The sequence below is a fragment of the Leucobacter sp. gxy201 genome (genome assembly GCF_051043335.1).
Taxonomy (GTDB): domain Bacteria; phylum Actinomycetota; class Actinomycetes; order Actinomycetales; family Microbacteriaceae; genus Leucobacter.
Window position 1 is genome coordinate 26,555 of record NZ_JAMXWS010000003.1, and the last position, 14,017, is coordinate 40,571.

Sequence of the window (14,017 nt, forward strand, 5' to 3'; positions counted from 1 at the left end):
CGTTACTCGGACGCAAGCAACCTCCGAAGGAGCACCCCATGGTTCTCACCACGCCGCTCAGCACCGCCGACCTCTACGACGAGCGGGGCAGCGAGCTCGACTCGGTATCGCTGCAGTTCCTGGATCTCGGGGGAGTGACCGCGTTCAGCGGCCCGGTGCGCACGGTGCGCTGCTTCCAGGACAACGCGCTGCTCAAGAGCATCCTCGGCACGCCCGGCGACGGCGCTGTACTCGTGATCGACGGCGGCGGCTCGCTCGAGACCGCGCTCGTCGGCGACATCATCGCGGGCCTCGGCGTCGACAACGGCTGGGCCGGGCTCATCGTCAACGGCGCCATCCGCGACCGCGTCGCGATCGGCACCCTGCCCATCGGCGTGAAGGCGCTCGGATCGAACCCGGCGAAGTCGACGAAGACCGGCGCCGGCGAGGCCGACGTCACAGTCACGATCGGCGGTGTGGATTTCACTCCGGGGGCGACCGTGTGGGCCGATGAGGACGGTATCCTCGTCGAGCGCTGAGCTCGTGCCCCGCGCAGGCGAGCGCGCCCTGCCGGCGCCGATGAGGACTGTCGAACGGCGATCCCTGGCGAGCGCTACGAGACGCGACCGAGCTGCTTCAGCAGCTGCTTCGAACCGCGCACCCCGGTGACGCCGGCGGAGAGGCAGCGTGCCCGCAGTTCGGCATCGCTCGTGGCGACCGTGACGCTGCGGCCGCGGGCGATCTCGGCCTGCGCCTGAGCGACGATCTCGTCGTCGCCGATCTCGACCGCGTCGACCACGCGCACGTGCGGGGTGCTCTCGATGCCGCGAGCGACGCCCTCCGTCACGAAGATCCAGCTCGGGAAGGCCCGATCGAGCCCCGGTACCACGGTGGCGGGCAGCTCGACGAACCCGGCGCGAATGCCCTTCCCGGTCGCCGCACGCTTCTCGATGCGGTCGCGCAGCTTGGCGGCCGCGCCGCGACGATCCTTCCACCACCCGTCGGGCACCGCGCCCACGACGTTCGCGGCATCGACCACCACGGTCGGGCGGGCGGCGAGCAGCGGGCGCAGCAGCGGCCAGCTCGCCGCGAACGCCGGGTGCAGCTCGCGCCCGTCGACCTCGTCGACGCGCACCCACTCGAGCGCGTGGCTCTCGGCATCCGTGATCTCGGGCTCGAACGGCTCGACGACCTCGGCGATGAGGGTCGTGTACGTCCAGCCGCCACGGTCGAGCACATGCGTGAAGAGCGGTTCGACGGCGCCGTCGGGCACCCCCGCCTCCTCCTGCGATTCGCGGATCGCGCCGACGATCGCGGCCTCGCCCTCATGCCGCGCACCGCCCGGGATGCCCCACGTGTCGCCATGGTCGCTCCAGGTGACCCGATGCTGCAGCAGCACGGCGTCGAGGTCGCGGTCGTAGGCGATCATGCCCGCCGCGCCGTAGCGGCCCCAGTAGCGAACCCCGTCGTCGGCCGTCACCCATGCGTCGCCGGGGTCTCGAAGGTCGCTCATGGGCTCCAGCGTAGCAACGCGATTTCGTGGGTCACATGTATCTTCCGGGCGCGATCGACCGAGTGGTCATTCGCGCCTCCGAAGTATGAGTAAGATAGAGGAGTTGTCTCGCAGAGGCGTGATGGCAACGGGCTGTGGCGCAGCTTGGTAGCGCACTTGACTGGGGGTCAAGTGCGGTAACGACTCGGTACGGCTCGAAAATAGAACAACGGGATGTGGCGCAGCTTGGTAGCGCACTTGACTGGGGGTCAAGGGGTCGCAGGTTCAAATCCTGTCATCCCGACAGAAAAGCCCAGGTGAGAGCAGGTTTCTCACCTGGGCTTCGTCGTTTCTGTTGTCCTTTTCGGAGGGGTTTATGGAAGCATCCGACCGCGGGTGCTGATGCCTTCCGAGATGCTTGGATTGCGGCTGTTGCGACGAGCCGGGACCTGGCCGGGACCTGGCCGGGACCTGGAGCCCGCTTTGGCTGAGATCCGCGACCGTTTTCATCGCCGAGGCGCAGTCGTTCGAGCGGAAATGGCGGGGGCCTCGCGGTCGGGGTTCTCGTGTCCGTCGAGGAACGCGTTGGCGCGTGCGGCAGCGTCGGTGAGGTGCCTGGTGTCGGGGTGGAGGTAGCCGCGGGTAGTCTCGATCGATTTGTGGCCGAGGATGCCTTGGAGGACATGGAGTGGGATGCCTGCGTCGGCGAGCCAGGTCGCTCCGGTGTGGCGGAGCCCGTGCCGGGTGAGGCTTGGTAGCTCGAGCTCGGTGACGAGCTGGTCCCACTTTGTCGCATCTCGCACGGACGCTGTGGTGAGGACTCCGCCGCGGGGACCAGTTAACAGGCGATCCTCGGGCTCACGGTCGTTGGTGAGACGTTCCAGTACGGGTGTGAGGGCTTGCAGGATGGGGACGTGGCGGATGTCGCGGCCCTTGGTTTGTTTGGTGACGAGGCCGCCTGCACCGGGGTAGGTTTGGCGGCGGATCGTGACGATGCGTTGATCCCAGTCGATGTCGCCGACTTGGAGGCCTGAAATCTCGGAGCCTCGCGCGGCGAGGAGAGCTCCGAGCATCACGAAGTCGGAATAGCTCTGATGCACCTCCCCACACCGATCCGCCAGAGTCGTGAGGGTCGCGAGGTCTTTGAGCGCGTGCACGCGTGGCGAGAGGTCGTTCTCTTTGAGAGTGAGAGCTGATTTACCGAGAGAGCGCCGGGAGCGGTTGCGGGCGGGGTTGCTGGGCAGGAGGTCGTCGCGGACGGCTTCATCGAGGACACGGACGAGGGGCGCGATGGTGTTCTTGATCGTTGACGCGGAGTGCTGGGTCTCCCACTGGTCGATGGTGCGGTCGATCATCCCGGCCGTGATCTGCGACAACGGCAAATGCCCCAGTGCGGGGAGCACGCGGAGGCGGAGGCCGAGCTTGTAGCCGTCGACGGTGGAGGTGGGGTCAAGACCGCGCTGCCACCGGTCTCCGATCATCTCGACGTAGTCAGAGAGCAGGATGCGTTTGTCGATCCCGAGCTCGGCGGAGGCTTGCAGGTACTGGAAGAACTCGTCCGCTGCTTCCTCGTCGGGGACAACGAGTGCGCGGGTCACGCGCTTGCGGGTGTGCGGGTCGATCCAGCGGGCGCGGGCACGGATCCCGGAGGTGCGGTGCTCGAGATCGGTGGTGACTTTCACCCCGATCGGTGGCACCGGCAGCCGCGCGGTGGGTTCAGGCGTGCTCATCGGTATCGAGGGACGCAAGCCAGTGTTCGACCTGTTCGATGCGATACCTCGTCACACCACCGATCCGGATGAACGGCGGCCCCTTCTTCTCGGCCCGCCACCTCGACAGCGTCGATTCTGAAACCCGCAAGAACGCCGCAACCTCGCGGCTATCCCGCAGCGGTGAAACGAGCACGTCATTTGCCGGTTCGGTCATGACTGTTCACTCCAATCGATGTTCACGATCTCCCGGATCGTCGCGTCCTGCTCCGCAGTCCGGGCCGCTACTTGCTCCTCGACGAACGCAAGGAAGTCCTTCGCGCGTTCGGTCACGGGCCGTTCGGTGGTGTCGGGCGCGACCCAGCCTTCGGCCTCACCGCCGGGCCACGCCGTGACGCGGGTGGGACGGTCGCGGTCGAGGCGAGTACCCGAGATCGTGACCCAGTCGCGCAGACGTTCCCTAGCGATGGCGAAGTCGTGGTGCCAGGCGAGGGCCTGGTTGCCCTTGGCCTGCGGGTCGAAGGAGAACAGCCAGTGCTGCCTGAGTGCCGATAGCTCCCAGAGTAACTCTGGGTGGCGGTGCCACATTGGTGGCACGACCTGGGCGGGGAGCCCGTAGGTGTGGCGGAGCCAGTCGATCCAGGCGTTCAGATCGAGGAGTTCTTGTTCGAGGTCATCAGGTGGGAGGGTGCGCCAGTTGATCGGGCGAGGCACCGCGCCGAGCGTGGCGGCGATGTCGTTCGCGTAGGCCTGCCTCGCGATCTCACGAGTCTTCGCCTCGATCTCAGACGGTAGTGCCGGGCCGTCGCCGTCTGGACGATCCCCGGTTTCATCGGAGGGGGTGGTGTCGGCGTTCATCAGAAACCTCCAACGAGAGAAGGAAAAAAGGGACGCACCGGCAGTCGGTGCAGGAATCTGGCGGGTGCGGCGACCACGAGGAAGCATGGATCGGTGGTCGCCGCACCCGGGTCAGCGGGCCACGGCTTCGCGCTGCACTTGGCCCGTGCTCGCGGTCGCTGCCGCTTCGGGGTCCAGTTCGGCTTCTCGCTCGGCGAGGGCCTGCTGCACCTGCTCACGGCTTGCGGTGTCGCGCTGCGCGGTATCGCGTTCGGGACGGCTACGGTCAACGTTGTAGCGAGTGATGTTGTTGTCGTGGCCGATACGCGAAGCGACGAACTGGTCGCGTTCCACCTCTCCGCCGTCGACGGTCTGGGTGTAGCTGCGGGTCTCGCCCTCGGCGATGAAGTTGTCGCCCTTGCGGAACTGGTCGTGTGCGCGTTCGGCAGACTTGCGGAACATCACCAGGTCGGCGAACGTCGGGTCGAGGGTCGTGAAGCTGCCGTCGTCTTCGAGTCGTGATTGCGGTTGCCCGATCCGCATGTACAGGCGTGCGTCGCCCTTGCTCGTGAACGTGAGCTCCGGGTCGGAAGCGATGAATCCGGAGAGGGATTCCTTCGTATGGATCGCCATCAGCGTTACTCCTTGTCTCGCGCCCCGTCACCGTTGTGCGGGATCATGAGACAGGTAGGAACGACGACCGGGCCTATGCCGCCTCGTCCTCCTTCGCGTCGGGTCGTGCGTCGTTCGAGGAGCCCTGCTGCAGGGCCAGTTCGATCTCGGCACGGTCGGCGCGGAGCTGCTTCGCATCGGCACGCGAAGACCAGGGGCGAAGCCTCGTGATGATGGGGCGTGCGGTGCGGAGCATCACCACCCCGGTGCCGAACGGGAGGGTCCGCAGCACATCCGGTGGGAGGATCGGCACGCGCCGGATCGATCGCTGATTCGAGTGCGAACCATATGCGTCAGTTGTGACGGAATCGGTGGTCTCATCTCGCTCACCGATCAGGGTCGAGAGGTCTTGCAGATCGCGGGAGTTGGATGCGCCGCCGAGGATGATCTTCACGATCGCGGCATCCCAGATCGCGCTCGCCTGGTTCTCGCCCCACTTCTCCCGCGCCTGCGCGAGGGACTGCAGCACCGGCAACGGCGTAATCCCGGTTCCGCCGCCTTCCGCCATGAGCGTCGGGAGCGAGGGCAACGGAGCCAAGTTCCCGATCTCATCGAGGGCGAGTAGCAGCGGCGGATCCAGGCGTGCGCCGGGTGAACGGGCGGCGATCTTGCGGGCGGTCTCGACGAGGTCTTCGATGAACGCAGCCACCAGCGCCGACGACGCACCAGCCCCTGCCCCCGTCGCCAGCAGGTACAGCGTCCCGTTCCCGAGGAGGAACTCTTCGGGATCGAACTCCTCACCCGGCGCAGGGCTGACCGCGTCGAGCACGCGCGGATCCGCGAGCGCAGAGAACGCCAAGGACACGCCTTGCCAGATCGAGTCTCTCGTACGAGGGTCGGCCTGCACCATCGCATCCAGGGAGTCCGCCCATCCTTCTGCCGCGCCCGGATGGGATGAGAGGATCCTGACCGCGTCGGCTGCGAGCGTCGGGTTCAGCGCCCACTGATACAGCGTCTTCGCATCCCGACCGTCGAGGGCTGCAGCGTGCAGGAGGCATTGGATCGCGGCGGTCGTTTTCCCTTCCCAGAAGCCCGCGTCCTGCACCCCACCGAACCCGGTCGCGGTGGCGAGGCCTTTCGCGCGGATCATCGCCGTGAGCGGATCTTGACACCCGCGCACGGGCGACCAGCGCATCCCCGCCGGGAGGCCGAGCGCGAGCTGCTGCGGATCGAACACCGCGACCTTGCCCTTGCGGGCGCGGGCCTGCATCGTCGCGGTGAGATTGTCGGGCCGCGTCGAGGTCGTGATCACCGCGCCAGGAGCATCGAGGATCGCATTCACAGCGACCAAATATCCTTTTCCTGCACGCGGTGGCCCAATGAGCAGGATCGAATCCTCCACGGTCGCCCAGACCTGCCCGCCCTTCCCGTAGCCGAGGAGATACCCGACCTCCTGCGGCGACACTTTCCCGGTGAGTGAGGGGCGCAGCGTCCGGGCTTTCTGTATGAGCACCTTCGGGGATGCGACCCGTGCGATCTCGATCGCGGTCGCGGTGCCCTGCAGTCGGTGCGGATCCGTCGTCGCACGGGCACGCAGGATGGCTCGCGCCACGAGGAACCCCGCCCCGATGAGGGTGAGGAAGAACACCGCGACGACGATCCAGTACAGGATCGGGCTCAGCCCTTCCGCGCCGAGCGCCGCTCCCGGATCCAGCGGGGTGGCGAGCACGCCGAGGCCGGAGGTCAGCCCGCCGGAGGGCTCTGGGAGGCCGGTGAGGAACGCGGTCACGGAGCCCGCGACGCGCAGCAGCCCGGTGAACCCGGCCGCGGTGATGAGTGCGCCGAGGGCGAGATTGATGAAGACGTCGTTGGCGGGTTTCGCCTGCACGGGTCCGGACATGACAAAGCACCTGCTTCCCGACCCCGAGGAAGAAGATGAGTGGGGTCAGGAAGCAGGTGCGGCAGCAGCCAGGGACCAACCTGCGGTTAGTCGATGCGCTGCACCGACACGGTGCCTGAGATCCTGCCGAGCAGCAGCACCTCGCCTGCAAGCTGCGGGATCTCGCCGCGATCCACAATGGTGCGTGCGGCACCGGTATGGTCGGCGGAAGCGTGGCGCACAATGAGCGCGAGCGCGACGTCCTCTCCGGGAATGAACCCCTCCGCGGTGAACTCCACCAGGTTCGGCACCGAGACCGGGCTCTCAGCATGTTCGGGCGGTGCGAACGGTGAGCGCGGGGCAGGTGGCGTGAGGATATCCGCTTGCACGCTGCCGTCCATCTCCCGCACCTCGACCCGCGTCGGCGACCCGAGACGCGCAACGAGCTCGGTCACGGTCTGCGCGATCGCGTCCCTGCGGATCGGGGTCGCGGCGAGCTTGTTGCCATTGACCGTCACGATCAGCGTGTCTGCGCTCACGGCCTCGAGCAGGATCTGCGGCAGCACCGGAGGCACCACCACCGCCTGCATCTCGGATACGGAAGGTGAAGGGGTCTGCTTACGGGGGCGACGTCGAAGGCTCATGTCAGGAAGGTGCGGCCCTCGAACTCCTGCGCGACCGAGGACTGTTCGACAGCTTCGGGTGAGAGCGACACCTCTCGCTCGGCAAGCGCATGGATGGCCCCGGCCCAGCCCTCCGCGATGTTCAGCAACCTGGCATAGTCGGCGGAGGCGACCTCTCCTTCCGCCAGCGTCACCCAGGGATGCCCGTGGCCCGGCTGGGTGACTCGGGCTTCTGCTTCCCAGCTCCACGACGTCGGGACGCGTTCGTCGTCTGACCAGTCAGTGCCCGCGTACTGCTCCGTGATGGAGAGGCGCACCGTCGACCCCTCGACAGGGTAGAGCACATAGTGCCCGGCCCCGAACACGACCGGATCCTCATCCCGCAACTGCACATGCTCACCGAACGTCTCCGTGATCCGGTGCAAACCGGCATCGAGCGCCATCATGTTGCGCGTCAACTCGTCGATCGCCGCGTCGTTCATCGCTCGCCACCCGCCTCGCCTGGATCCGCCTGTTTCCGCGGATTTTGGCCCTGCGTCATACGCTGAGTCGTGTCGAAGGCCCGAAACTCATCCGGGTGCAACTGATGCTGAACGACGTAACTGGATTCCTTGATCCGCCACAGCCCCTGACCTGTCCCCAGCGACGGGAGGAGCTTCTGCTCGGTGCCCGTCAAGCCCAGGGTCTTCCCGGTGGTGCCGATCTGGTCGGACTCTTGCCGGTAGATGATCCGCGACTCTGCATTCGCCAGCAGCGAGTTCGCCAGCGACCGCATCGCGGAGCCCTGGTCGCCGACGTTATCGAGGTCGGTGAGCTTGTGGAAGATCAAGAGGTTCGCGATTCCGTAGTGGCGGGCGAGCCGCCAGTGCGCGTCCATCCGCTTCAACAGTGCGGGATGCGACATCAGCCGCCATGCCTCGTCGTACACGACCCAGCGTTGCCCGCCGTTCGGATCCAACAGCGCCGACTCCATCCACGCGCTGGAGCACGTCATCAGCACCGAGATCAGCGTCGAGTTCTCCACCACCCGCGAGAGATCCAGCGTGATCATCGGCAGCGTCGGATCGAAGCTCACCGTCGACGGGCCATCAAACAACCCGGCAAGATCGCCGGAGACGAGCCTGCGCAGCGCATGGCCGACCATGCGGCCGTCTTCCGCGAGGCGTTCATCGCCACCCGCGTCAGGGGTGAGGATGCGGTCGACGACCATCGGGAGGATCGGCACCGACGCAGAGGCGACGACCGCTTGGAGTGCGATATCGATGACCGTGTGCTCCAGCGGCGACAAGGAACGCTCGAGCACCGTCTCCGCCAGCGCCCCGATGAGATCGCGACGGCGGGACGCGACGGTCGCCGCCCACTCGCTGTCGGAGATCCCGGCAGGACGGTACCCCTCGTCCAGTGGGTTGAGGCGGTTGCGGAGTCCATGCCCGAGGACGATCGCTTTCCCGCCGACAGCTTCGGCGACTGCGGTGTGCTCGCCTTTCGGGTCCCCGGGGACATAGACGCGTCGCCCGAACGGGATCGACCTCGTGTACAACGACTTCGCAAGCGACGATTTCCCCGAACCGACAATGCCTGCCAGGACGAGGTTCGGGGCGGTGATGATGCCGCGCTGGTAGAGCACCCACGGGTCGTACACGAACGAGCCGCCCGAGTACATGTCCTGCCCGACGAACACGCCCTGGGAGCCGAGTCCGCCCTCTGCGAGGAACGGGTATGCGCCCTGCAATGCCGCAGAGGTGTCCTGATGGGTGGGCACTCGGAATCCGCGATAGGAGCGGAGCGCTGCAGCGCCAGGGTCGCCGCCTTTGGGGAGGTAGTTCGTGGAGCGGGCCTCGGCACGTTCGGCTGCGAGCTTCGTTCGGATCGCGTGCCGTTGCTCGGCGTGCTCGCGGGCGATGACCTGTCGGGCGGCGCGCTCACGTTCGTGGCGGGCGCGCCGCCCGGTGCCGTCCTCGACAAGAACGGTGGAGTAGAGCCTTCTTGAGCCGTCTTCTGCGTGCATGGTCATCTGCCTCTCAGCTATCGGGATACGCACCAGGTACGTCCGCAGGGGCAGTTAGGAACAGGCAACTTGCAAGTTGGATAGGGTGCTCTTAACGCACTGCAAGAACCTGACGACTCCACGAACAAACGCTCGAAACCCTCGAAACGCTACGGAGTTCAAGGATGAGGAAGGCCTAATGGACGCTGATAGAGCCATCGAGCTTATTTGTGAAACGTTGCTCGTGAGGGCTTCAGTAGATTTCCAACAAGTTACTCTCACGAGTCGAAGGAACCTGAGCGGTTCCAGGACTATACCTATGGTGGATATTGAAGGGGTCCTTGAAGAAATAGGCCACTACGACCTCAACGAAGAAACCCAGATTTTTAACGAAACGGCGGCAGAATTTCTTGTTGTTTACTCCGGCCCGCCACGACCAGTCTGGTCACGAGCCGACCTCGAGATAGAAGATGAAGTAGACGGGTACAAGTACCGGCTTGGAAAGCCGTCCCTGGCCTTTGCGCTTGCGATTGCGGACAGGATATATAGCTCAGATGCGGAGTTTGCTAGGCGACATCGAGCACCATCGCCCATGGCACGTCAAAGGTTCTTCGATAGCGAGGACGCGCCTCTCGACCTCTTCGTTGACAACCTCCGCATCACCTCATTGCGTATCGAATCAGATGAGAAGACTTCACACAGTACTTTTCAGGCATTAGCGGATTCGTTCTATTTTCATGTTGGTTACAACTTGGACTACCCAGTCGTACCGCGGCCAACCTTGCAAGAGAGCCTCCGTCGCCATCGCATCCAGTATCTGCGAAGAGGAAAAGCAGATAGCCTCGACGCCCCACACAAGAGATACATTCCGGATCTAGTCCACAACTACCAGCTTGCGCTGTCCACCGACAGCCCAATGCTTTCCTATATTTCTTATTATCATGTCGCCGAACACTGGTTCGAGGAAGTGTTTCAGAACGACATCGCAGTCAAACTGCAAGCAGTGATTACATCACCCGGCTTTTCATACAGACGGATGAAAGACATGCGGCGCTTGATTAAGACTGTCAGCGAGGAACTCAAAACCAGAGATGACGAGGTCGTGATTAACGAGCTCAGCGCCCTCAAGCTAACCCTCATGAGGTATGTCAATATTTCCGAATTGGCAGATTCCATCGACGCATTTGATTCATCACTTCTTAAGCACTACTCCGATGGCGCTGTGGCTTTCTCTGGTGGCGATGCCGTCAACTTACGAGATACACCGGATGAGAAACTCTACGGGAGGTTGGCGCGCAGAATCTATAAGAACAGGAACGCGCTCGTACACCGCAAGAATGGGGCGAAGAGCAGGTTCGCGCCGTTTCGGGACGACCACGCACTGGATCCGGAGGTGCCCATAATGCGATTCATCGCGGAGCAGATCATTATCTCAAGCGCGACAGTCTAGCTCGGTGGCTCAGATGCCGCGGCAGAGCGGCAGTGCCGCCGCGACGAACGCTTGCGCCTGCTGACCGACGAGACGCCGCGTCTCGCAGGACGCCTGGATCGCTGCCTGCTCGATCGCTGACACCGCCGCCTCGAGCTCGTCCTCGGTGGTAGCCGAGACTGCGATGAGGCCGGTGTAGCGCAGCACGCCGTGCCCGCTGGTGAGGTCTGACTCCTGTTGGAGGACGTCCTGGTATTCGGCGGTCTGCTGGGCGTCTTCGATCTGCCCGACCTTCTGCCTCTGGGCCGCGTCGGAGATGTACTCGGTCTTCTTCTTTCGGATATCGCGGGCTGCCTGATCCGACCGCACCGGGTCGCACAGCAGGGTGAACGAGCGGCGGATCCCGCTGGAGAGCAGCAGCGGGGCGAGGAACCCGGGGTAGACGAGCGAGCGCGGCCATTCACTGATCCACAACACCGCATGATGCGCGCTATCCGATCGCAGCCCGTCCCACGTCTCCTCAACTGCGACCGGGCCTGCGGCGGCGAGTTCCTGCCCGATATCGCCTGAGCGCTCCAATGTGGCGGCGATCGCGGGATCGTAGGCGCTTCGGAGCATGACGGCGAGCTGTCCGGGCGTGTACCAGTCCGACGGTTTCAGGTCTGCGGTGCGCAGCGCGGTGGTGAGGGTCTGCATCTCCTGCCGGAGCACGACCGCAGCACCTTTCAGGCCTCCGCCTGCGGTGCGGATCGCGCGGGATGCAGTCTTCATGTCCAGGGAGAGGGAGATCGTGGAGATGTGCCGTTCCCCGGCGGGGCCTGCCCGGTCGATGAGCTCACGGTAGGTGCGGGCCACCCAGGAGTCGTCATCGTTGCCGTGCTCCGCCCACCATTGCGCGAGCCCGGAACCAGAGTCGGGGACGGTGCGCTCGAGCACCTGCAGGCGGGCGATCCGGGTGGAACGGCACGCGGTGGAGAGCACTCGGCCCCAGGCGTGGACGCGGCGTTCCTGCTCTCCGGGGTCGAGGAGGATGAACGAGGGATGCGTCACCTCCAGCAGCGCCGTGAGGGTCTGTTCGTGCGGGTCGTGCACCATCACCGCGCCCGACTCGGGATCCTGGTACTGCCGCAGCGGTGCCGCATCCCCGGGCAGTGCGAGGGTCCCCGCGGGCCGGGGCTTGACCACTCGTTTCCGGTACTGGGTTTGCCGCAGGGCCTGCCGGAGCAGCCAGTGCAGGGTGATGGGCACCCATTCGACGAGCTTCCTCCCACCGACCGGCACCGCGGCCAGGGCGAGGGCGGTACCCCAGATCGGGGCCGTGTAGAGCGCGGCCGGGCCGCCCGCATAGAGCGAGGCTACGAACACGGCGACCGCGACACTCAGGGCGATCACTTGCGGGAGGGAGAGGCCGAGGATGATGCCCCGTCGGGTGAGGCGGGAGAACTTCACCGGGGACAGTTCGAACTCGGTCGACGTGGTGGAAGCGGTAGTCGCCATGAGGATGCTCCTGAACAGGCAGAGAAGTACGGACGCCGATCAGGTACGAGCACCAGCAAGGGAAGGGCGATGGTGCGGGACGCCGTCGCAGACCAGGTCGCTAGTGACCTGCGAAGACTGTTCCCGCACCACCGCCCTCATCGACGGGGTTCCACCTCCTTTCCGAGCTGCTCGATTGACGGTCTAGGGTTTCGGGTCGCCAGATGGTGGCGGGCTGCTCGTTGGCGGTGGGGCCGCAGGCTTGGCAGTCGACTGCGCGGGCGCGTTCGGCGGTGGCGCCGACCGATCAGGTGGGGGCGGCGGGCTCTGTCCTTCCGCGGCGGCTCCCGCATGCCCGTCGGCCGTGCGTCCGATCGCGCCGCCGAGCTTGGGGCCTGCCTCCGCTGCACCCTTGGCGACTTTCGCGCCCGCGACCGCGACGAGTCCGATCGGGCCTGCTGCAGCGCCTGCCCCGGCCCCGCCTGCCGCAGCACCGCCACCACCCGCCGCAGCACCACTGCCACCCGCCGCACCGCCACCGGCAGCGCCGCTACCTGCAGCACCAGCGCCAGCTCCGCCTCCGGAGGGAGGCTTCGGCGAGGTCTCTGGGGGCGGCGGGCTCCCGCCTCCCTTGGTGTCGCTTCCGCCCTCGAGCACCTTCTGAGGCTCCTTACCGCCGGATTTCCCGGGCATCGGGACGGGCCGGTTCATGGCCTGTTTGGACTCCTGCTCTGCGCTCATGACGTGATACATGTCGAAGCCGACGAAGCTGATGAACTTGTAGACCATGTACGGCGCGAATGCCGCGATGAACATGAGCACGATGCCTGCGATTGGATCCGCGATCGAGGCGAGATCGAGGTCGATGGGGGCGTTGACCTGGTTGATCGCGACGAGGAACACGATCACGATCACGAGCTTCGAGAAGATCAGCGCGAGTACGAACGACGCCCATTTTCCGAACCAGCCCTTCGTCGCGTCCCACGACGCCCCGGCGAGCGCGATCGGTGCCATCACGACGGCGACGAGGATGAGGGCTTTGCGGATCAGGAGCGAGAACCAGACGATCGCTGCCGCGCAGATCGCGAGGAACGACAGGAAGATCGTGATGATCGCTCCCGCGCCGGGTGCGGTGAGGTTGATCGCGGTGAGCCCGGCGACGAGGACGCCGATCTTCCCGCCCATCTCCTCGAGCGTGGTGCCGGTGGCTTGGATGATGCCGATGCAGAGCTGATCGACGACCTCGAGCAGTGTCGCGGTGATGGTGATCACCAGGAACGAGCCGAGCACGCTCTTGGCGAGCCCGAGGGCAGCGCGGGAGAGGGCTGCGGGGTCGCGTCGGATGAGGCCGGTGATCAGTTGCAGGCAGAAGAAGATCAGCATGATGAAGATCGCGATCCCGAAGATCACGTTGTACACGCCGATGTAGCCGCTGCCGGTGATATCGACCAGGGTCGTCGTATCGAACAGTGCCCACACGCCCTGGAAGATCCACGACGCGGCCTGCCCGATGGCGTGTGCGAGCCAGTCAAACGGTGCCGAGATCAGCGTCGCCGCAGTCTCACCGACGACGTCGCAGACATTGCTGATGATGGGGACGTCACAGAGAGCCACAACACCCCTCCCTCCTGTAGATCGGGCCGGTTAGGAGACGGTCTGGCCCACGTTCCAGAAAAAGTTGATGAGCGTCACCGATGCGCCGGTGATGATCGCCGCCCCGCAGGAGATCAGCACCCCGACCTTGCCCCGCGAAGCCAGGTGCGGGTTCGAGCTGTTCGAGCCGAACCCCCAGACCACCGCCGACACGATGAGCGCGAGCACCGACAGGATCAGGCCGATTGTCATGACCGCTCCGACGACGGTGCGCAGCGCGCCGATCCCGGGCAACCCGGAATCGTTGGGGCTGATGTTGATGTTCGCGGGCAGCACCGCAGCGACAGCGGTGAGGGTGTCGAGGATGACAAGCATGATGGGGCTCCTTCTAGGCGTGCGCC

14 protein-coding genes and 1 tRNA gene are annotated in these 14,017 nt (G+C 65.5%); 3 read left to right on the forward strand and 12 right to left on the reverse strand.

Annotation, left to right across the window (positions count from 1 at the left end; all coding sequences use genetic code 11):
• The first annotated feature begins 38 nt into the window (after positions 1-38).
• On the forward strand, positions 39-518 hold the full coding sequence (rraA, locus tag NHL51_RS05175) for a ribonuclease E activity regulator RraA (protein WP_434142259.1): 480 nt from the start codon (positions 39-41) through the stop codon (positions 516-518).
• A gap of 74 nt (positions 519-592) precedes the next feature.
• On the opposite strand, the gene NHL51_RS05180 is transcribed toward rraA, so the two are convergent.
• Positions 593-1,492: an NUDIX domain-containing protein gene (locus NHL51_RS05180; RefSeq protein WP_434142260.1), complete on the reverse strand. Its 900-nt coding sequence runs from the start codon at positions 1,490-1,492 to the stop codon at positions 593-595.
• A gap of 209 nt (positions 1,493-1,701) precedes the next feature.
• Here NHL51_RS05180 and NHL51_RS05185 point away from each other — a divergent pair.
• Positions 1,702-1,775 (forward strand) — tRNA-Pro (locus NHL51_RS05185).
• A gap of 202 nt (positions 1,776-1,977) precedes the next feature.
• Here NHL51_RS05185 and NHL51_RS05190 read toward each other — a convergent pair.
• The 8 genes from NHL51_RS05190 to NHL51_RS05225 all read right to left on the reverse strand — a co-directional run bounded on the left by NHL51_RS05190 (position 1,978) and on the right by NHL51_RS05225 (position 9,139).
• Positions 1,978-3,201 (reverse strand): tyrosine-type recombinase/integrase, encoded by a 1,224-nt coding sequence (locus NHL51_RS05190; protein WP_434142263.1) that lies wholly within the window; start codon positions 3,199-3,201, stop codon positions 1,978-1,980.
• A complete protein-coding gene (locus NHL51_RS05195) occupies positions 3,188-3,397 on the reverse strand; it encodes a helix-turn-helix transcriptional regulator (RefSeq protein ID WP_434142264.1) in 210 nt (69 codons plus the stop codon). Before NHL51_RS05195 ends, NHL51_RS05190 begins: the two co-directional genes overlap by 14 nt.
• Entirely contained in the window at positions 3,394-4,038 is a 645-nt protein-coding gene (locus NHL51_RS05200; protein ID WP_434142266.1) for a hypothetical protein, read from the reverse strand. The genes NHL51_RS05195 and NHL51_RS05200 overlap by 4 nt, the downstream gene beginning before the upstream one ends.
• Before the next feature lie 111 nt (positions 4,039-4,149).
• Complete coding sequence (locus tag NHL51_RS05205) at positions 4,150-4,650, reverse strand: single-stranded DNA-binding protein (protein WP_434142268.1); 501 nt, start codon at positions 4,648-4,650, stop codon at positions 4,150-4,152.
• Positions 4,651-4,723: 73 nt separating this feature from the next.
• Entirely contained in the window at positions 4,724-6,529 is a 1,806-nt protein-coding gene (locus tag NHL51_RS05210) for a type IV secretory system conjugative DNA transfer family protein (RefSeq protein ID WP_434142270.1), read from the reverse strand.
• An 86-nt stretch (positions 6,530-6,615) separates the two neighbouring features.
• Positions 6,616-7,152 carry a hypothetical protein gene (locus NHL51_RS05215; RefSeq protein ID WP_434142271.1) on the reverse strand — a complete coding sequence of 179 codons (537 nt, stop codon included), beginning with the start codon at positions 7,150-7,152 and terminating at the stop codon, positions 6,616-6,618.
• On the reverse strand, positions 7,149-7,613 hold the full coding sequence (locus NHL51_RS05220; RefSeq protein ID WP_434142273.1) for a hypothetical protein: 465 nt from the start codon (positions 7,611-7,613) through the stop codon (positions 7,149-7,151). The genes NHL51_RS05215 and NHL51_RS05220 overlap by 4 nt, the downstream gene beginning before the upstream one ends.
• The gene (locus NHL51_RS05225; protein ID WP_434142275.1) at positions 7,610-9,139 is read right to left on the reverse strand and encodes an ATP-binding protein; all 1,530 of its coding nucleotides are present in this window, start codon (positions 9,137-9,139) and stop codon (positions 7,610-7,612) included. Before NHL51_RS05225 ends, NHL51_RS05220 begins: the two co-directional genes overlap by 4 nt.
• A 298-nt stretch (positions 9,140-9,437) precedes the next feature.
• On the opposite strand from NHL51_RS05225, the gene NHL51_RS05230 reads away from it, so the two are divergent.
• Positions 9,438-10,568, forward strand: coding sequence for a hypothetical protein (locus tag NHL51_RS05230; protein ID WP_434142276.1), 1,131 nt, complete (start codon positions 9,438-9,440; stop codon positions 10,566-10,568).
• Positions 10,569-10,577: 9 nt separating this feature from the next.
• On the opposite strand, the gene NHL51_RS05235 is transcribed toward NHL51_RS05230, so the two are convergent.
• The 3 genes from NHL51_RS05235 to NHL51_RS05245 form a co-directional block, all read right to left on the reverse strand.
• Positions 10,578-12,044, reverse strand: coding sequence for an SCO6880 family protein (locus tag NHL51_RS05235; RefSeq protein ID WP_434142277.1), 1,467 nt, complete (start codon positions 12,042-12,044; stop codon positions 10,578-10,580).
• A gap of 183 nt (positions 12,045-12,227) precedes the next feature.
• Positions 12,228-13,637 carry a conjugal transfer protein TrbL gene (locus NHL51_RS05240; protein WP_434142278.1) on the reverse strand — a complete coding sequence of 470 codons (1,410 nt, stop codon included), beginning with the start codon at positions 13,635-13,637 and terminating at the stop codon, positions 12,228-12,230.
• A gap of 30 nt (positions 13,638-13,667) precedes the next feature.
• The gene (locus NHL51_RS05245) at positions 13,668-13,991 is read right to left on the reverse strand and encodes a DUF6112 family protein (RefSeq protein ID WP_434142279.1); all 324 of its coding nucleotides are present in this window, start codon (positions 13,989-13,991) and stop codon (positions 13,668-13,670) included.
• Positions 13,992-14,017: the final 26 nt, after the last annotated feature.